Origin of the sequence: Enterobacter sp. 01-M-03-SI-ECC, from assembly GCF_047530215.1 — a bacterium.
GTDB classification, from domain to species: domain Bacteria; phylum Pseudomonadota; class Gammaproteobacteria; order Enterobacterales; family Enterobacteriaceae; genus Enterobacter; species Enterobacter chengduensis.
In genome coordinates this window covers 1-19092 of record NZ_JBLKDA010000049.1, presented here as the reverse complement: position 1 = coordinate 19092, position 19092 = coordinate 1, and the positions used below count along the sequence as shown (strand labels likewise).

The 19092-nt window shown below is 58.0% G+C and carries 10 protein-coding genes; 4 read left to right on the top strand and 6 right to left on the bottom strand.

All coding sequences use genetic code 11. The features are described from left to right. Together ACMWKK_RS24615 and ACMWKK_RS24610 are read right to left on the bottom strand one after the other, a co-directional pair. On the bottom strand, nucleotides 1–7739 hold a 7739-nt coding region (locus ACMWKK_RS24615), incomplete at its 3' end, for a hemagglutinin repeat-containing protein (protein ID WP_406542949.1). Nucleotides 7740–7751: 12 nt separating this feature from the next. Next, nucleotides 7752–9428, bottom strand: a complete 1677-nt coding sequence (locus ACMWKK_RS24610) for a ShlB/FhaC/HecB family hemolysin secretion/activation protein (protein ID WP_112782008.1) — start codon at nucleotides 9426–9428, stop codon at nucleotides 7752–7754. Between the two features lie 261 nt (nucleotides 9429–9689). On the opposite strand from ACMWKK_RS24610, the gene ACMWKK_RS24605 reads away from it, so the two are divergent. After that, nucleotides 9690–10859: a DNA repair protein gene (locus tag ACMWKK_RS24605; RefSeq protein WP_112782007.1), complete on the top strand. Its 1170-nt coding sequence runs from the start codon at nucleotides 9690–9692 to the stop codon at nucleotides 10857–10859. Here ACMWKK_RS24605 and ACMWKK_RS24600 read toward each other — a convergent pair whose 3' ends face one another. Next, nucleotides 10860–11624 (bottom strand): siderophore-interacting protein, encoded by a 765-nt coding sequence (locus ACMWKK_RS24600; RefSeq protein ID WP_112782006.1) that lies wholly within the window; start codon nucleotides 11622–11624, stop codon nucleotides 10860–10862. Between the two features lie 148 nt (nucleotides 11625–11772). On the opposite strand from ACMWKK_RS24600, the gene ACMWKK_RS24595 reads away from it, so the two are divergent. After that, nucleotides 11773–12267 (top strand): PadR family transcriptional regulator, encoded by a 495-nt coding sequence (locus tag ACMWKK_RS24595; RefSeq protein WP_112782005.1) that lies wholly within the window; start codon nucleotides 11773–11775, stop codon nucleotides 12265–12267. On the opposite strand, the gene ACMWKK_RS24590 is transcribed toward ACMWKK_RS24595, so the two are convergent. Both ACMWKK_RS24590 and ACMWKK_RS24585 read right to left on the bottom strand, forming a co-directional pair. Then, nucleotides 12264–13823, bottom strand: a complete 1560-nt coding sequence (locus ACMWKK_RS24590) for a methyl-accepting chemotaxis protein (RefSeq protein ID WP_112782004.1) — start codon at nucleotides 13821–13823, stop codon at nucleotides 12264–12266. The two genes, ACMWKK_RS24595 and ACMWKK_RS24590, sit on opposite strands and share 4 nt — an antisense overlap. A gap of 334 nt (nucleotides 13824–14157) precedes the next feature. Continuing rightward, entirely contained in the window at nucleotides 14158–15678 is a 1521-nt protein-coding gene (locus ACMWKK_RS24585) for a PAS domain-containing methyl-accepting chemotaxis protein (RefSeq protein ID WP_112782003.1), read from the bottom strand. A 435-nt stretch (nucleotides 15679–16113) separates the two neighbouring features. On the opposite strand from ACMWKK_RS24585, the gene ygjG reads away from it, so the two are divergent. Continuing rightward, nucleotides 16114–17493, top strand: coding sequence for a putrescine aminotransferase (gene ygjG, locus ACMWKK_RS24580; RefSeq protein ID WP_032642220.1), 1380 nt, complete (start codon nucleotides 16114–16116; stop codon nucleotides 17491–17493). 68 nt (nucleotides 17494–17561) lie between these two features. Here the strand turns inward: ygjG and ACMWKK_RS24575 are convergent, their stop codons facing one another. Beyond that, the gene (locus ACMWKK_RS24575) at nucleotides 17562–18164 is read right to left on the bottom strand and encodes a helix-turn-helix domain-containing protein (protein WP_112782002.1); all 603 of its coding nucleotides are present in this window, start codon (nucleotides 18162–18164) and stop codon (nucleotides 17562–17564) included. 42 nt (nucleotides 18165–18206) lie between these two features. Here ACMWKK_RS24575 and ACMWKK_RS24570 point away from each other — a divergent pair, with 42 nt between their 5' ends. After that, on the top strand, nucleotides 18207–18896 hold the full coding sequence (locus tag ACMWKK_RS24570; protein WP_112782001.1) for a B3/4 domain-containing protein: 690 nt from the start codon (nucleotides 18207–18209) through the stop codon (nucleotides 18894–18896). Nucleotides 18897–19092: the final 196 nt, after the last annotated feature.

The window sequence follows — 19092 nt, the reverse complement described above, 5'->3', positions numbered from 1 at the left end:
ACACCCACCCCGACCCCCAGGCTGCCGCCGCTGCTGCTGTTTTTACCCGTTATCTGCTGCGTGTCCTGCGAAGCAATCAGGTTGACGTCCCGTGCCGCATCCAGCGTCACGTCCTTTCCGGCCTTAATCTGGCTGCCCGCCACGGTGATGTCGCTTCCGGTGGCCTTTATCGTGACGTTATTGCCCGCGCTCAGGGTGCTGCCCGTGGTCGTCTCGTTCTCTGTGTGCGATGAGGATTTGGACGACTGTGACCCAATCGACGCGCTGACGCCGATGGTGTTGTTATTCCCTTTGTCAGAACTGCCCTTCGCCTGGTCCAGCGCCACGGCCTGGCCGGCCTGTACGCCGGACAGCGCCGCCTGCGTGCCCTGCAGGGCCGCCAGACGTGAGTCGCTGCTCTGCTGCGCGCTCTGTGCCGTGGTGACCGCATTATTCACCGCGCTTCCCGCCGCTCCCGACAGCGCCACCGTCAGCCCGCTGCTCTTCTGCTCAAACGTTTCATCGCGGGTGCGTTTGTCATGCCCTGGTTCAATCACCACGCTGTCGCCGGTGAGGCTGATATCTTTCTGCGCGATGATATCCGCCCCGCCGATATGCGCCTGTTTGCCTGCCGTAATGCTGACGCTACCGCCCGTTGAGCCGACGGTGCTGAAGCTCTCGCTCTGGGTCGTGCCCTTCTCGCGAAGGTCGTGGGTGGTTTTGCTGCTGCCGATGGTGAAGCCGATGCCGCCCGTGCCCATCAGGCCGGACTTTTTGGTCTCCTTAAAGCGCCACGAGGTATCGGTGTTGGTGGCCGCGACGATGTCCACGTTATTGCCTCCGGACAGGGCCACGTCGCCGTCTCCGGCGACCGCCGAACCTAAAACCCGCAGGTTGTTCCCTGCCGACACCGTCACGTTGTCGCCGCTCAGCAGCGAGCCTTTCTCCCGCGTCGCGCTGTCTTCCTCAATGGTGTGGGTGGTCTTTTTGCTGAGGAAACCGCTGCTGGTTTTGGTTTGCTCGCGGTAGCGGTAATCGCTCTCCGTTGCCGTCGTCAGGTTCACGTCGCGGCCTGCCGCCACGCCGATATCGCCCTGCGCCGTCACGCCAGCCGCCTGCGCGGTCACGTCGCGCCCGGCGATGATCGTCGTATTACCGCCGCTGGCAATCTCCGTTCCCTGCTGACGAACAGATTCATCGATGGCGGTTTTTTTCTTCGCCTGGCTGCTGGCGCGTTCCGTTGACGCTTCCGCCAGCAGGTTTACGTCCCGCCCGGCCTGAATCCCCAAATCCCCTTCTGCGGCCATCGCCGCCGCACGGGCATTCACGTCGTTACCCGCCAGCAGGGTTAGATCGCCTCCCGCACTCAGGGTGCTGCCCTGATGCGTGACCGACGCCGTCTCCGTGGTCGCGCGGTTGCGCCCGGCACGTCCCTCGCTCGTCGCCATCTCGTTGGCGGTAATGTTGATGTCATTTCCCGCCGCCATGGCCAGGCTGCCGCCCGCCGACACGCTTGCGCCGGTCACGTTGATATCCTGTCCGGCGCGCATCGTCAGCCCGTCGGTGGCGGTGATGGAGGCCGTCCTGCCCACGTCCGTGCCGCTAAAATGCACATTGCCCGCGTCGACGTTCCACTGCTGCGCGCGGGTAACGTTGTTAACGCTGCCCGTGACGCTCTCCAGCCCCACCGTTTTACCGCTGATGGTGGAGCCGATGTTGTTGATGTCCCCCAGCGCGCTCAGGTTCAGCCCGCCGCCTGCGCTCAGCAGCCCGGAATTCAGGTTAATCAGGCTGTTGCTGCTGTCGATTGTCAGGCCATTGTGCGCCGCGATTGTACTGCCGCTGTTGATAACGTTACCGCCCGCCAGCTGGACGTTATTACCGCTAATCACGCTGCCGCTGTGAACGGTCACATCCTTCGGTGAAAGGTAGACTTTCGGGATCATCACCGTCTGGCCGTTAATGGTCGCCGCTTCCCACCACAGCAAGCTGTGGTCAAGCGCGGCAACCTGAGCCGCCGTAAGCGCCACGCCGAATTTCAGCCCCAGCGTTTTCTGCTGCTCTGCGGCGCTGTCCATCAGGTAGCGCATCTGATCGAGGTCGGAACCGATGCCGTTGATATAGCGGCTGCCGGTCTGGTTCAGAATGGCGTTGCTGACGTAACGGGTATCAAATGCCGCGTCACCGAGGAATCGATAATCGCGGTCCGGGTTTAGCCCAAGACGATCAAGAAAATAGGCCGAGCCAAGGAACTGGTTCCGATCGGTGTACGCGCTGTTGGTTTCACGCGGCGCATTGCCGGGTTTTATGCCGAGCAGGTCATACAGTCCGTCAAACAGGCTGTCGTCCATATTGCCGAGGTCATCGAGCTTCGGGTTCACCGTAATCAGATACGGGCTATCGGGATCGGTTGACGGGACAAAATAGCCGTTGTTGCCGGACGGCAGCGGATAGTTACCGCTGCTGCCGTTTTGGTCGGAAAGTGATGAACCACCGGAGATATCTTTCAGGGCTTCGCTTAACGCATCACGCCATTGCGGCGTGGTGATGTCCTGCGTATCGGTTTCGACAAGAGACTGCGCCTGCTCGCCGTTGGCGATGGACTGGTTGCTGAGCGGGGTCAGCGGTGGGGCGGCAATCGTATTGCTAAAGCCGTCCGTGTTCGCGGTGACGAGCGTGTTGCTGATGTCGTTAGTGAAGGTGGCGGAGACATTGCCGCCAGCCTGTATTACTGCCCTAACAACGTTAGCGGTATTTTCTGATTCGACCTCACGCCCAGTCAGAGTATAGGTTATCCCCCCGGCATTAATGGTTGATGCCGTGTAAACAAGATACTCCGTCTCAGAACTGGCCTGATAGCTTTGGTTGTTGAGCTGCGCACCCTTTAGGCTAATGTTGCGATTAGCAAGTAAATTGCTACCGCTATTGTCGAGATAATTTGCAGTGATAGTTAGATTATTAGCTGATGCTATGCGCGCTGCCTGGCCAGCACTGCTTACGTCAACCTCAGTTCGTTTAATAGCAAAACGCCTGGTTTGACCCGAATCATTAATCCGGTAAGAGGTGGTGAAGAAAGGCTCATCCATGCTGCACGCACCTGGATAGGTTGGAAAACTCATACAGCTTCCAACCCAGACATCCGTGCGTTTTTTTACTGTTGAATAGCTTCCTTCCTCCATATCATCCAGGCTTACAATAAAAGATGCATCACCAACCCAGGAAGGGTTATCCAAATCAATTATCTGAGTATTCGAATTGCTTCCATCCCGCTCATTTAATAAGTGGGCTGTAATAATCGTAATATCACCCTTCTGCGTCTCAATATTTCCGGACGTGTTCACCACTTCGCTGTTCGCCGCCCCCGCCGCGTTTTTCTGCATCCACAGGCTATTCCCTGCCAGAATATCGCCGTAGACGTTATGGATACGGTCAGCGAAAAGCTGCATATTATTCGCGGCATAAATCAGTGCGGTATTAAGCAAGGTGCCCGCTGCATTCATCGTCAGGCCGCCTGCCGTACCGGTAAAGCCATTTACGGTAATGTCGCTCAGGCTGTTAAACGCCACGTCGCCGCCTGCAGAGAGGCTCCCGGCTGCATTGAGCAAAATACGTTGCGCGCTGAACGTGCTGTCACCCTTACCTGCAGTGAACTGGCCGTTGTTGGTTAACACCCCTCCGGCGCTCAGAACGAGGCTGTTTCCCTGTAGGGTGCCATTATTGGTGATATTACCTTCAGTGGTGAGAGAAAGGGTGTTACTGGCGGCCAGCGTTCCACTGAACTCCAGCGCACTTAACAGATGAAGCGTGACATCCCCCAGCGCCACAATCTGACCCGCGTTTTCCAGCGTGCCGCTGTTGAGCGTGAGGTTACCCGCGCTGAACAACCTGCCGCTGGTGGCATTGGTCATCGCATCACCCTTCACCGTAAGCGAAGCGGTGCCGAGCGCCGTACCGCGGTTATTCAGTTTTTGATAGTTAATCAGCAGGTCTGCACCCTGCAGCGAGCCGTCGTTGGTGAGCGTCGTTCCCCGTAGCTCGGCGTTGTTGCTCGCAAGTATCCGCCCATTATTTACGGCGTTCACCACATCCAGCAGCAACCTCACCGCCTGAACCAGCCCGCTGCTGCTGTTCTCCAGCTCCGGTGCGGTCAGCGTGAGGCTGCCGCCAGAGAGCACTTTGCCGTTGTTCTGCACGCGGGTGGTGGCTTTCACCGCAGACTCCCCGCCGCCCTGTATCGTTCCCTGATTATTCAGCGTGGCAGCCGACACCGTCAGCGCGTTCTCACTCAGCAGCACGCCGCTGGTGGTATTGCTCAGTGCATCGGCCGCATTCAGCGTCAGCCCTTCCCCCTGAAGGCGTCCGCTGTTGATAAATTGCCCGGTCGTAACGGCGGTCGTTTTCCCCTGGATTTGCCCGGCGTTGGTCGCATTGCCCGTATCAAGCTTCAGAGTGCCTGCACTCAGTAGTTTTCCACCGGCCAGATTGTTCAGCTCCTGATCCATGGTAGCGGAAAGCGCATCAACGCCGGTGATTTCACCGCTGTTGGTCAGCGTCTTCCCCTTCAGCGTGAGGTGCTTCGCAATCCACTGCCCGCTGTTTGCCAGCGTCAGTGCTGAGAGCGCCAGCTCACCATTTGAGGTGATTTTGCTCCCCGTGGTGCCGGTAAGGGTGCTGTCGATTTGCGCATCTAGTAAATTTTCTGCCTGGATCGCACCGCCGTTAGTAAGCGCCTGCGCATCAATAAGTACCCGTTTCCCCTGCCATTGCCCTACGTTACTCAGATCGCCGCCCGTTACGGACAGGTCGCCCGCGGTCAGCAACGACCCCGGCGCGTCATTCACCAACGTCAGTAACGGCGCCGCCATCTCCAGGCGAGCAGCGAGCGTCAGCGCGGCGATCCCGATCAGCGTTCCGCTGTTCGTGATGCTGTCCTGATGTGCGGTAACGCGGTTCCCCTGAACCGTGCCGTTGTTGCGCAGCATATTTCCCGTGAGTAAAAGATCGCCCGCCGACAGCAGGCTGCCGCTATTCACGGTATTGATGGCATTCAGCGTGATGTCGCCCTGACTCATCAGTTCGCCGGTATTGCTGAGCGTTCCGCTGGTTGAGGCGTCCAGTGAGCCGGTCGCGAGTGAACTTCCGCGGTTAGTCCAGTCACGCCCGCGGAGGCTGACGTTCGCTCCCTGTAGCTGGCCTGCGGTGGTCAGCGAGGTTCCTGAAAGGCTGAGTTCGCCGGCCGTGAGCGTGCGGGAGCCTGCCAGTAAATCCAGCATTCCGGCGGTCAGGGACAGCGCACTATCGCCCTGTAACAGACCGGCACTTTCGAGGCGATCGGCATTCAGCGTCAGCGTGTTGCCCACGATGCTGCCCGCGCTGGAAACCGACTGCGCCGTAATGCGGTTTGCCCCGTGAGCCAGCAGCAGTCCACCCGCGCTGTTATTCAGCGTGTCGTAATCAACAAGAAGTGAGGCACCGCTCAGCTCGCCGCTATTGTTCAGGGTTGAGCCAGACAGGGAAAGCGCGGCATCGCTGGTGATAATGCCGGCGTTTTTCAGTTCAGCGAGTGAAAGCGACAGCGCGGCCGGACTGTACAGCACCCCGCTGCTGCGGTTATCCAGCAGACGGGTAACCAGTGAAAGCGTCGTTTCGGCGTGGATCAGGCCACTGTTAATAACGTCAGGGCTGTCGATCGCGAGCGAGGAAGCCGTCAGGGTTCCACTATTGCTGAGAAGACCGGTTTCAATCTTAAGCTCTGAGGCCGAGGATTTTCCCTCGTGGTTGAGGCTGTTATCCGCCTTCAGAATCAGGCTGCCTTTGGCAGCCTGCGTTCCTTCAAGCTTTGCATTGAGCACGTCCACGCTGACGACGTTGCCCTGCGTCTGTGCCGTTGCCGTGGTGTTGAGGCTGTTCCCCTGAAGGGTAATCATGCCACCCGCGCTGGTTTCACCGGCAAGCGTAGTCCCGGTATTGTTAAGCAACAGATCCCCGTCGCTGTGGGTGACTGACTTTTCGCTGGCGATGAACGTCTCCGTGGAGGTCGTGAGCCCCCGGGCACCTGAAAGCGTACCGCTGTTAACGATCTGCGCCGCGTTCAGCGTCAGCGCGTCATCGCTGATAAGACTGCCGCTGTTGTTCAGGTTACCGCTCGCGATAACGGTGGTTTTGCCTTTCGCGCCGGTATCGCCGGAAAGGGTGACGTTGCGTGCGCGGATATCCAGCGTGGAGGCACTGTTGAGCGTACCGGAGCTGGTGATATCGGTCCCCGAGACGGTCAGGCTGTTGCCCTGAACGGTGCCGGTATTGCTGAATGTGCCAGTGGTAATCCGGGTATCCGCAGCGGCTGCAAGCGTGCCCTGTTGAGTGAGGCTGCCCGCGCTGACGGCGACGGATCGTCCGGCGACATTGCTGCCGTTCAGCTGGCTGTGGCCGGACGTGGTGAGCGTGATATTCCCGCTGGCATTAGTGGTGCTGCTGCTCTCCTGAGTCAACGTCTGACCGCTGAGCGCAATCTCTGAGGCACTGAGATTTCCGCGCTGCACCAGTTCGCCGCCCTGAACCGACAGCTGCTGACCCGCGACGACAGCGCCGTTAAGCACCGCGTTTTCCGCAATGTTCACGGCAAGGTGACGACCGGCCCCTGCCTGGGCGTCCACACTTTGGATAACGCTTTTTGCCACAAGCGTCGCGTCGTTTGCCGCCGTGAACGCACCGCCGCTCTGCGTTAGCGTGCCGCCGGTTGTTAACTGCAGGTTTTTATCGGCGGCGATGCGGGCCTGGTCAAGCGTCAGGGCGCTCTGACCGGAGATGGTTAAACTCTCACCCGCTTTATGTTCACCACGTAACGTCACGTCCGCCGCGCTAACCGTGGTACTGCCGCTGGCAAGGGAATTTTTCAGCACCACTTTCCCCGCGCTGTTGAGCGCAATATCGCCCTGACGCGCGTTAAGGTTGCCCAGGTTAACGCCCACCCCCGCTTCACTGGAAACCAGACGAATGCGGTTGGCATACATGCCACCCAGCGCGCCGGTGTCTACCGCCACCTTCGGGGCTTCGCCTTCACCTTTTAACGCGCTGACGCTACCATCCGCCGCGACGCGATTCGCCCCGGTAACCAGACGCAAATCTTTCGCATGCAGCTGCGCATTGATCTCGGTCGCGCGGGAGATTATCGACACCGCATCACTCTGGCTACCATTCAGCCCTGCGCCCTCGATGGTGACGGCGCCCTTGGTCACATCAAGCGATTGCAGCTTACCGCTGGCATCGAGCACCGGTTTACCCGTGGTGAGCGTCACATTCGGCGTGTTTATAAACCCGCAGCCGTTACAGGTGATGCCGTAGGGGTTCGCCACAATGACGTTGGCCGCCTTGCCCGCTACTTCGGTATAGCCCTGCAAATTTGAACGGCTAGTCCCGGTGACTTCGTTGATGATGCCTTTGGCTTCCTGCCCGGCTTTCAGGTTGGGGTTGTTCTGAATAATCCCGCCCAGCTGGGTCTGGTTGAGCTGCCCGGTTGCGTTATTGAGGATCAGGCCCTCTTTCCCGACGTTGTAATCGTTGTACTTGTTATGGGAAATACCGGACTGATTCGGCGCGGCGATGTTAACCACCGGCACGCCGTTGGCCGCCTTGTCCATCTGCGTATTGCCGGACGGGGTGAGGGTTGCTGCCATCGCGGGCAGCAGCGGCTGCGTCGCCAGCAGCACGCTCAGTAACGCGCTCAGCGCGCGCTGCGAAAAACGAACCTGATCCTTTTTCATCATCCCTGTCCCTTAGAAAGCCACTGATACGCGGTAAGAAATCGTGAGGCGATCCGGCTCCAGCCAGTCCGGATACGCCATCGGTGTGCCAACGGTAAACTGGCCAGAATAGTTACGATGAGCCGTCGTAAGACCCAGTGCAGCGCCCCACAGCGTGCCGGAGGCGTAACGATCAAAACCGTCCTTCTTTAGCCAGCCGCCATCGATTGCCGCCAGCAGGCCAACATCTCCCACCCACGGCAGCGTAAAGAGGGAATAATTCAGCTCATTTCGCCAGTAGCCGCCGTTATCGCCGGAGATGTACTGCTCCTTAAAGCCGCGCACGGAGGCTTCGCCGCCCAGCGTCAACCGCTCGCTGCCGTATAGCCGGTCCGGCGACCACTGAAAGTAGACGCTGGTCAGCCACCACAGCCTGTCTGCAACGGGGCGCTGAAAGCTTCCGTTCACGCTCCATTTGCGAAACGCTGCTTTCGGCACATCGCCATGCTTGTCGTTATCATCTTCTGCGCCAAACCACGGTACCCCCTGAGTAAAGGTCGGGTTCAGAGTCGCCACGCCGGAGGCGATTTTTTGCGTGTGGTTCAAGCCCAGTGAGAAACTGGAGAGCTTGCGGCTGCTGGTGGCCAGCAGGACATCGTCGAGATAGTTATGGTTGATGCGGTGGGTGATGCCCGCCGACACGCCGGTTTTGATATCGCCATTGCGGAACAGCACCCAGGATCCCGTCAGGCGGTGCGTCTCGGTATCCCCCGTCGAATGCCAGAGATAACCGTTATTGTCGATGGTGCTGAGGTAATTGCTCCAGCTGTAGCTATAGTCCAGCAAGCCGTAGCCGTAAGGTACGCTGACCCCGGCGGCAAAATTCTGCGCATCATGGCTATTCGAAAAATCGCTGCTGCGCCCGCCGCTGACAAACCACTTATCCGCCAGACCCAGCAGGTTATTGCCATACACCGCGCCATTGAGCTGCCCGGTCCCGGTGCTCTTTTGTCCGCTGTTATCGAAACTCACTGTTCCGCTGAGCGGGAATTCTGGCGTTGCCGTCAGATTAACGATCGAGTAACCCTGCCTGTCGCCGGGCAAAATTTCTATTTCAACCGGCGTCTGGCGCACGCGATTGAGCTGCTCCATCCCCTGTTCTATATCGCGCAGGTTGAGAATTTTTCCTTCGAGCCCGGGGAAGGTCATGCTGAGGGTGCGCGCCGGAACGCCTTCAAGGCGTATTTGCTGAAGCTTACCTTCCAGAACCGCAAGCTGGAGAACACCATCTGAGAGATCCTGTTCGGTCAAAAACGCACGGCTGGTGATATAGCCCCGGCTGATGTACCAGTCGGATACGGCGTTAGTCAGGGTATTTAAACGAGCAATATCAAGGCACTGATTCAGCCACGGCGCAACCAGCCGTTCTTTAGCTAACGAAGACAGAAGGCTGGCACCCGTCAGTTCGATGCGCGAGATAGCAAAACAGGGGCCTTGTGGGGTCGCGGTACTGTCGGGCGAAACGGGACGCGGTAACACCACGCTGCGCTCCAGTTCTTGACGCTGGCGCTGGTTCTCATCAAGCAGCTGCTGCTGTTGCTGCTGAATGGTAGTGCGGTCGGCTGGTGACAGCGGGGCGGCGAGTGCGATGCCCGGCACCAGTAGCAGGATGGCCGCCAGCAGCGTGCGTGCAGATGTTTTCCCTAACACGATTACTCTCCGCTCAAAGTCCGTTTTCAAACTTGACTGTTAAAAAACGAGCAACTTATTTCAAAAAGTAAACAGTGTAAATATCAATAAAGAGAATAGGGACATTTCTGGCGCATTTTCAGATTTTTGCAGGGATGCAAACTAAAGCAATATTAAAGAAATCCCCCATCGCGCCGATCATCATCCGTGTGTATTATTTCCTGTAGCGTTTACAACAACTACCCTTAACTCAAATACTTAAGCGCCAAAGCGAAAGGCATCATGAGCACACCGATCAAACGGCTAGAAATCATTAAAAATGCCATTGAGCTGGAAGATGACGACATCATCCAGAGTCAGCTGACACGCCTGAAAAATGAAGCGTTTGACGATGAGCTACAGGCAATCGTCGTGGCGCTTGAGGAGAAGAACTACACCGCGGCCATGGCGGCCATTACCGCGTGGCTGCAGGGTCAGCGCGCCGTAACCCCGTGGCGAGATCCGCAGGTGGCCGCCAGCAAGCTGGAGCTGAAGGCGCTGGAAGAGCGTCTGCGCGATCTCATTGACCGCCGCAACGCCCGGGTGCAGCAGCTTGATGAGTTCAACGATCTCTATTTCTCCCGTCTGGGCCCGCTGATGCAGCAGATCCTCGCCCTGCGTAAAACGCTGGCGGAGCTGAACCTGCGTCGCCAGCAGGCGGAGGCGCGTCGTCGCGAGGAAGATTACCGTCGCTGCCAGCGCTATATGGCGCAGGCGGTAGAGGTGCTGGCGACGCTCACCCAGCGCTGGCGCGATCTCCCGGCCGACTCCGTGCAGGCCGCCGAGGCGCGTAAGCATCTGGAGCAGCAAAGCAATCTGATTGCCAACCTGCTGGCAGAAGCGCAGGAGCTGGAGAGCGGCTTAACGCGCGAAGAGGAGCCTGCGCGTCAGGCGCGCGACGACGCTAACGAAGAGTATGAGAAGTATCGTGAGCAGCATCACGATGCCGAGGTGCGGCTGCGCAAAGGGAAGCATCTTTCAGAAGAAGATCAGAACGAACTCAAGCGTCTCTGGCGGCAGGCGAGCAAGCTCTGCCACCCGGACCTGGTGGCGGACGATCTGAAAGAAGAAGCCAACAATATGATGGTGCAGCTCAACCAGGCGAAGCAGCGCGGCGATGTGAAAGCCATTCGCTCGCTGGTGGCCCGCCTGCAGCAGGGCTTCGAGCCGCTGATGGCAAGCGACAGGCTGAACGATCTGGAACGCATCCGCAAAAAAATGGCCCAGGTCCGCGAGCAGATCGACACCTTAGTGAACGAGCTGGCAGAGCTGGAGAAAGAAGAGTCCTGGCTGCTGGTCTCCTCGCTGAGCAATATGGAAGCGTACTTTGCTCAGCAGGAAAAAGCGCTGCACGAGGTCCGCGCCTCGCTCGAACATCAGGTGAGCGAAGCGCAGCTGGATTCGGCAGCCTGATTATTTGGCGTGCCAGTATGCGCTGGCACGCACCAGCTGAGGGTCAATGTCGTCGCCTTCAAACTGACGGCTCAGGCTTTTCACCACCTTCCCTTCCCCGGTCAGCCAGATAAAGTAGTCCTCCCCCGGAACGTTGAGCGCCGCCAGAGGGGCCGCGACTGCCTTCTCGCTGTGGCCCACCACCCAGGTGATGTTGAACTCGCTCAGGTGCGCCAGATACGTCTTATAAGATTCATCCCCGACCGTCACGACCGCATGAACCTCCGGGCGAACCGGCAGTTTAGCAATCGCCTCTAAGCGTCGGCGCAGCGCGGGCATGCCGGATTCATCGCACACGTACAGCTGCCAGGCGTAATCTTCCGGCACCACCAGCGAACCGCGCGGGCCGCCGATGGTCAGCTTGTCCCCTGCTTTCGCATTTAACGCCCAGTTGCTGGCAATACCGCCGTCATGAATGAAGAAATCGAGCATCAGCTCATGGTTTGCCTCGTCGTACAGCGGCGTATAGTCGCGCGCCTGCGGGCGCACGCCGTCGCCCCAGTCGATGCCTTCATCGGTCACCACCGGCGGTACAAACGTTGCCCCGGGTGCCGGGAAAAAGACTTTAGTGTGGTCGTCGAAGCCGCGGGAGCTAAACCCCTCCAGCGCCTCGCCGCCTAGCACAATGCGCTGGAAACCCGCGCTCACGCGCTCAACGCGAAGCACCGTCAGCTCGCGAAAACGCAGATCGTTACGAACACGCTGTGGGTAACGGATAGATGCCATTTTTTAGCCCCTTCTCTGATCAATACGATATATCTAAATCAACTTTTAAATGATAATGATTACTAATAAGGAAAAATGCAAGATCTTTTAGATTGCATCTGAATATATCTTAGATATAGTTTAGATATATCAAATTGAAGGGCATATTATGCGACACGAACACGATGGCGGCGGGCGTCGACCGCGCTTTTTCGGCCACGGCGATCTGCGGCTGGTGATTCTCGATCTCCTGACCCGCAGCGCGAGCCACGGCTACGAGCTGATCAAAGAGATTGAGAACCTGACGCAGGGAAACTACACGCCAAGCCCGGGCGTCATCTACCCAACCCTGGATTATCTTCAGGATCAGACCTTTATCACCATTACGGAAGAAGTGAACGGACGTAAGAAGATTACGATTACCGCTGAAGGACTACGCTGGCTGGACGAAAACCGGGAACAGCTGGAACAGATCCAGGCGCGTATCAAAGCGCGCAGCGTCGGTTTTCAGCTGCGCAAAAACCCGCAGATGAAGCGGGCGCTGGATAACTTCAAAGCGGTGTTAGATCTGAAGGTGAATCAGGGAGAGCTCAGCGACGCGCAGCTCAGGCAGATTATCGGCGTCATTGACCGCGCGGCGCTTGAGATCTCCCAGCTGGATTAAGCCGGCGCGTGCTCGCTCACGCGGAAGACGCGCACCAGCTCTTTCAGGTGCATCGCCTGTTCGTTAAGCGATGCCGCCGCCGCGACGGACTCCTCCACCAGCGCGGAGTTCTGCTGGGTGGTGGCATCAATCAGGCCAATCGCGCTGTTAATCTGCGAGATGCCTTCCGTCTGCTCGTGGCTGGCCTGGCGAATTTCGCGCAGAATCACGTCCATCTCCTCCACGTTGCCGACCATGCCGTTGATCAGCGCGCTCGCTTTTTCGACCAGGTTCATCCCGTCCTGGGTCTGGCTGGTTGAGCTCTCAATCAGCTCGCGGATTTCGCTGGCAGACGATGCGCTCTTCTGGGCAAGCTGGCGTACTTCACCCGCCACCACCGCGAAGCCGCGACCGTGCTCCCCGGCGCGCGCCGCCTCAACCGCCGCGTTCAGCGCCAGAATGTTGGTCTGGAAAGCAATGGCGTCGATCAGGTCGATGATGTCGGACATCCGGTTCGACGTCTCGTTAATCAGGCGCATTTTGCTGGTCACCTGCTTCATCATCTCGCCGTTGTTTTTGACCACCGTGGCGGCGTCCGCCGAGAGGTTGGTCGCTTCGCCGGTATGCGAGGCCGTATTTTTTACCGTCGCGGTGATCTGCTCCATCGAGGCGGCGGTCTGTTCAACGGAGCTGGCCTGCTCCTCCGTGCGCGCGGCCAGATCCTGGTTCCCGGCGACAATCTGCGCGGCCGCGCTGGAGATATTCTCCGAGCCGGTCTGAACCTGCTGCACAATGTCCAGCAGACGCGTTTTCATCTCCATCAGCGCATGCAGCAGCAGGCCCGTTTCATCTTTGCCGTGCGGCGTGATGCTGCCCGTCAGATCGCCCTCTGAAATGGCTTTTGCAAAACGTACCGCCTCGCCGAGCGGACGGGTGATAGCGCGCACGATAAACCAGCCGATCAGGCTGCCTGCCGCGACGCTGAAGAGCGTGATCAGGATCAGCAGCAGGCGGTTAGACCTGAAATCCCCTTCCACCTGCACGCCCGCGCTCTGCATCTCGCTGTTTTGAATAGCAATCAGCTCCTTCACCTTCGCTTTATAAGCCTGCTGCACGGCGAGGGTGGTGGTCATCATCTCCTGAATAGCGCCAGCACGGTTGTTGTTCTGCACCGCCTGCAGGATGCGGTAGCGCGAGTCCAGGTACTGCTGGCGTACGCTGCGGATATCTGCCAGCACCTGCTGGGACTTCTGATCCTGCAACACGTTGTTCAGCTCGCCCAGAATCACCGTGATATGCTCGCTAATCTCTTTCAGGTGCTGCTGAGATTGCCCCGTGTAGGTCCCCTGCTCGTCCAGCAGCATCAGCTGTTGAGTGCTAATAAATTCCTGGAAATTATCAATTAACTGGTTCGCTTTTACCGTGGTGGGATAATCACTGGTAATAATGGATTGCATCCCGTTATTTGCCCGGTTCAGGCTCATCAGAGACAGGCTCGCGCTGATCGCCATCAGGACAATAAAGAATCCAAACGCCAGAAATAATTTCGTGCCGATCTTTACGTCATGTAAGAACATATTTTCTCCATCGATGTGATTATTTCTCAGACGATCGCTGTTATCGGTAACGATTTAGCTAACTTTATGACTTTGATCGTTTTTTTATTTCATAACCGTCATAATGGATAGGTATAGGCTATTAATATTGCTCCATTGATCGTTACCAGACCACGAGATGGGCATTTTTCGAAATAGTGTTCTGGATAACTGACTTAGGCAGGAATAAATAACCGAGGCAATTTTTTTAGTTATTTAATATTAGATTAACAATAAAACACATTAATAGTCACAACCAGACGATAAAAAGCCGCTTATTTCTTACGGAATAAGCGGCTTTTGGAACATAACTGACTCAATGGAGCACGGTCACCGCATCCTTAAGCCGTCCGGCGCGGTGTTTCACCATGGCCGAAATGTGCGCGCTCTCCTCAACCAGGTCGGCGTTTTTCTGCGTGATGCTGTCGAGTTCGGCCACCGAACGGGTCAGCTCTGACAGTCCGGTTGCCTGCTCGGAGGTCGCGTGGCTGATCTGGGCGATAAGCTGCGTCACGTTTTTCACCTGCTCGACAATATCGTCCATCGTGCGGCCTGCGGCGTGTACCTGCTCAGAGCCGGACTGCACCTTGCTGGCGCTGGCATCAATGAGTTTACGAATATCATTCGCGGCGCTGGCGCTGCGGCTGGCGAGATGGCGGACTTCACCCGCGACCACGGCAAACCCTTTCCCCTGCTCGCCTGCTCTGGCCGCTTCAACTGCCGCATTGAGCGCCAGAATATTGGTCTGGAAAGCGATATCGTTAATCAGGGAGGTGATCGAGCCAATTCGCTGCGTGCTGTCGGCGATGTCGTCCATGGTTTTGACGACGGTCTGCATCGCATTGCCGCCCTTTGTCGCCGCGCTGCTCGCGGCTACGGAGAGTTTATCCACCTCGGCGGCGGTTTCGGAGTTGCTCTGCACCGACGCGGCCATCTGGTTCATCGTCGCAACGGTCTGCTGCACGTTCGCCACGGTCTGACGCGTGCGATCGTTCAGATCGTCATTGCCCTGCGCCAGCCTGTCGCTGCCGTCACGGACGCTCACTACCTGACTCGATACGTCATTGATCAACCAGCGGCACATCAGGCCCAGTTGCCCTACCGCCCGCAGCGTGAGCCCCAGCTCGTCGCTGCGGTTCAGATGCTGCACGCTGTTGCGCTCGCCGGTGGCCACCTTCAGCGCCTGTCGCGCCACATTCTCTACCGGGCGGACAATCTGTTGTTCAAACAGCACGGTTCCCAGCAGCATCACCGCCGCCGCCGCCGCGAGCGGTACCCAGCCTGCGGAGGTCGTTACCAGCGTGGCGGCGAGTACGGCAAAGAGCGCCGCCATTACGCTGCGCACGCGCCAGCGCAGCGGCATGGCCGGCAGTTTGCCCAGCCAGCCCCTGCCCACCACCAGCCCTTTGTGAATACGTTTTTTACAGCGCCCGTCGTTCAGCGCCCGGTAGAGCGGCTCCACGGCGGCAATCTCTTCCGCGGTGGCTCGGGTACGAATCGACATATAGCCCGTCACCTGCCCGCGGCGCACCATCGGCACCGCGTTGGCACGCACCCAGTAGTGGTCACCGTTTTTGCGTCGGTTTTTGACAATCCCGCTCCACGGCTCGCCCTGCTGCAGCGTGTACCACATATCGGCAAACGCGGCTTTTGGCATATCGGGATGGCGCACCATATTGTGCGGCTGGCCCGTCAGCTCATTAAGCTGATAGCCGCTCACCTGCACAAAGGTGTCGTTGGCGTGGGTAATGTAGCTGTGGACGTCGGTGGTAGACATTAAGGTGGTGTCATCGTCCAGAGGATATTCATTCTGGGTGACATAGGTTGGAGAGGACATGGCGTGCATCCCTTGCAGGTTATTTGAATGTTAATTTTGTGGGTCAATGTTTTTTCGGCGGTAAACAATTTATCTTTAGTTGTTAAACTTGATGGAGATCGCAGATTTGACTTAAACCATACTTTTTGTACGATTTTTTAATTCATTGATTTCAAATACTTTCGCAAAGAAATTACCGGCAAAGCATGACCGGTTAATGCCCGCTTAAGTTGCAGCATCTGCACTGCTTGAGTGCAGCGGCGCGCTTCCCTCTTCATTTATGCTCTCTGCCCCGTACCGCTAAATCCCGTTTCGCTTCTGTCGGCATGATTAAATATTGTGCAACATTATTTTAACCTGGCGTTTATCCCGATTTTCGTTAAGGCCTCTGAAGTGGCGTAATCCCTGCAATACTTAAATCGGTATCATGTGATACGCGATCCCCGGGAGCACATTTTGAACAGGTTACCTTCCAGCGCCTCGGCTCTTGCCTGTACCGCGCACGCACTGAATCTCATTGAAAAGCGAACGCTCGATCATGAGGAGATGAAACAGCTTAACCGAGAGGTCATCGATTACTTTAAAGAGCACGTCAATCCAGGATTTCTGGAGTATCGCAAATCTGTTACCGCCGGCGGGGATTACGGAGCCGTAGAGTGGCAAGCGGGAAGTCTGAACACGCTTGTCGACACCCAGGGACAGGAGTTTATTGATTGCCTGGGTGGTTTTGGAATTTTCAACGTGGGGCACCGTAATCCAGTTGTGGTTTCCGCCGTACAGAATCAACTTGCGAAACAACCTCTCCATAGCCAGGAACTGCTCGATCCGCTTCGCGCCATGCTCGCGAAAACGCTGGCGGCCCTCACGCCCGGCAAACTGAAATACAGCTTCTTTAGCAACAGCGGCACGGAATCGGTCGAAGCGGCGATTAAGCTCGCCAAAGCGTACCAGTCGCCGCGCGGGAAATTCACCTTCATCGCCACCAGCGGCGCGTTCCACGGGAAATCCCTGGGCGCACTGTCCGCTACCGCCAAATCCACCTTCCGCAAGCCGTTTATGCCGCTGCTGCCGGGCTTCCGCCACGTGCCGTTTGGCGATATTAACGCCATGCGCACCGCGCTGAGTGAATGCCGTAAAACCGGCGATGACGTGGCGGCGGTGATCCTGGAGCCGATTCAGGGGGAAGGCGGCGTGATCCTCCCTCCGCAGGGCTATCTGCCCGCCGTGCGTCAGCTGTGCGATGAGTTTGGCGCGCTGCTGATCCTCGACGAAGTGCAGACCGGGATGGGGCGCACCGGCAAGATGTTTGCCTGCGAGCATGAGAACGTTCAGCCGGACATTCTGTGCCTGGCGAAAGCGCTTGGCGGCGGCGTGATGCCGATTGGCGCGACGGTGGCTACCGAAGAGGTGTTCTCGGTGCTGTTCGACAACCCGTTCCTGCATACCACCACCTTCGGCGGTAACCCGCTGGCCTGCGCGGCAGCGCTGGCAACCATCAACGTGCTGCTGGAGCAAAACCTGCCCGCGCAGGCGGAGCAGAAAGGCGACATGCTGCTGGACGGCTTCCGCCAGCTGGGCCGGGAATACCCGGACCTGGTGCAGGAGGCGCGCGGCAAAGGGATGCTGATGGCGATTGAGTTTGTTGATAACGAAATCGGCTACAGCTTCGCGAGCGAGATGTTCCGCCAGCGGGTGCTGGTGGCCGGCACGCTCAACAACTCGAAAACCATCCGGGTTGAACCCCCGTTGACGCTGACCGTCGAGCAGTGTGAGCAGGTGCTGAAAGCGGCGCGTAAAGCGCTGGCCGCGCTGCGGGTGAGCGTGGAAGAGGCGTAAAAAAATGCCGGGTGGCGCTACGGGGTGACGTTGCAGGCCCGGTAAGCGTAGCGCCACCGGGCTGCTTTTTATCGGTGAAACTCCGCCACGGTCATGGTGAAGCGAAGCACGGTATCGCCCTCATTGGCATAGCCGTGCGCGGCTTCCGTTTTCGCCACCGCCGACGCTCCGGCAGCGACCCGCGTTACCGTCTCGTCCACCGTCAGGGTTAACACGCCCGTGTTCACGTGCAGCAGTTCAAACGTGCCTGCCGGGTGTCCCGGTGAAGTGAAGCATTCTCCCGGATGCATTTCCCACTGCCACAGCTCAATCATATTCGGGCCCGCTGTGCCTGCCAGCAGTCTGGCGTAACCCCCCTGTTTACCCTGCCACAGCACCGGGATGGCCTGTTCTTCAATGACATGGATAACCGGCTCGCTGGAGACGTTAACAATATCCGCCACCGACACGCCGAGCGCGGCGGCCAGCTTGCACAAAATGGCAATGCTGGGGTTTGCCGCCCCTTTTTCAATCTCAACCAGCATCCCTTTGCTGACGCTGGCGCGGCGGGACAGCTCGTCCAGCGACAGTTTTTTATCCTTACGCCAGTTGCGGATGCGGTTCGCCACGGCCAGGCTTACCTGGGCAACATCGGCTCCCTGCACAGTCATTATATTGACTTTATCAGTCATTGGTCACTACCATGGTATAAAACAGTCAATACAGGATTATTTATGTCTCTCGTTACGCCGTCAATAGATCCGCGTCTTGCCGGGATTGCCCCGGGATTTCGGGCGCTGAGCATTCTGGTTGAAGCCGCGCCGATTACCCATCCAGAGATCGCCCATGTCGCGCTGGCGCAGGCCTGCCAGCAGGTGTTAAATGATGATGTGCCGTGGGCAGATGCACACCTTTCAGACTGGGATGAAGTGTTTAAAGCGTTCGGCGCGAAACCGAAGCGCACGCCGTGCTCGGCCTCCGCTCTGCGCAAGCGGGTCTTAAAAGACGGCTCGCTGCCGTCGTTAGATCCGGTCGTGGATATCTATAACGCAGTGAGTATTCGCTACGCCATTCCGGTGGGCGGGGAAAATCTCGCGGCCTACTCGGGTGCACCGCGCCTGACGCTGGCCGACGGTGATGAACCTTTCGACACCTTTAAAGAGGGGCAGCCGGTGGTGGAACATCCGGAGCCGGGCGAGGTTATCTGGCGCGATGACCTCGGCGTTACCTGCCGCCGCTGGAACTGGCGGCAGGGGATACGCACTCGTCTGGACAGCCAGGCGCGAACGATGTGGTTTATTCTTGAAAGTCTGCCGTCGATGCCGCTTGCTGCACTGGAAGAGGCAGGAGAAGAGCTGGTCAACAACCTGCAGCGGCTGATGCCGGGAGCCACGGTCCGGGTGCAGCGGCTGGAGCTGGCCTGAACAACGCCGGGTGGCGCTACGCTTACCCGTCCTACAAAACCAACACAACCTCGCCCCCGTAGGCCCGGTAAGCGTAGTGTATGACCGGATACATAGGTGACAGATCAGACCGGGAACATAGGTAACACTTTTAGTCTATCCGGATCACACTCTGGGTTTTTCGGTCGTAGTACGCAAGCGTTATCCCGTTAAAGAT

Bases quoted from the DNA above. Each gene is read 5' to 3' on its own strand.
- ACMWKK_RS24590 (WP_112782004.1), bottom strand. From the start codon at position 13,823: ATGTTCTTACATGACGTAAAGATCGGCACGAAATTATTTCTGGCGTTT.
- ACMWKK_RS24575 (WP_112782002.1), bottom strand. From the start codon at position 18,164: ATGACTGATAAAGTCAATATAATGACTGTGCAGGGAGCCGATGTTGCC.
- ACMWKK_RS24605 (WP_112782007.1), top strand. From the start codon at position 9,690: ATGAGCACACCGATCAAACGGCTAGAAATCATTAAAAATGCCATTGAG.
- ACMWKK_RS24595 (WP_112782005.1), top strand. From the start codon at position 11,773: ATGCGACACGAACACGATGGCGGCGGGCGTCGACCGCGCTTTTTCGGC.
- ACMWKK_RS24585 (WP_112782003.1), bottom strand. From the start codon at position 15,678: ATGTCCTCTCCAACCTATGTCACCCAGAATGAATATCCTCTGGACGAT.
- ACMWKK_RS24600 (WP_112782006.1), bottom strand. From the start codon at position 11,624: ATGGCATCTATCCGTTACCCACAGCGTGTTCGTAACGATCTGCGTTTT.
- ACMWKK_RS24570 (WP_112782001.1), top strand. From the start codon at position 18,207: ATGTCTCTCGTTACGCCGTCAATAGATCCGCGTCTTGCCGGGATTGCC.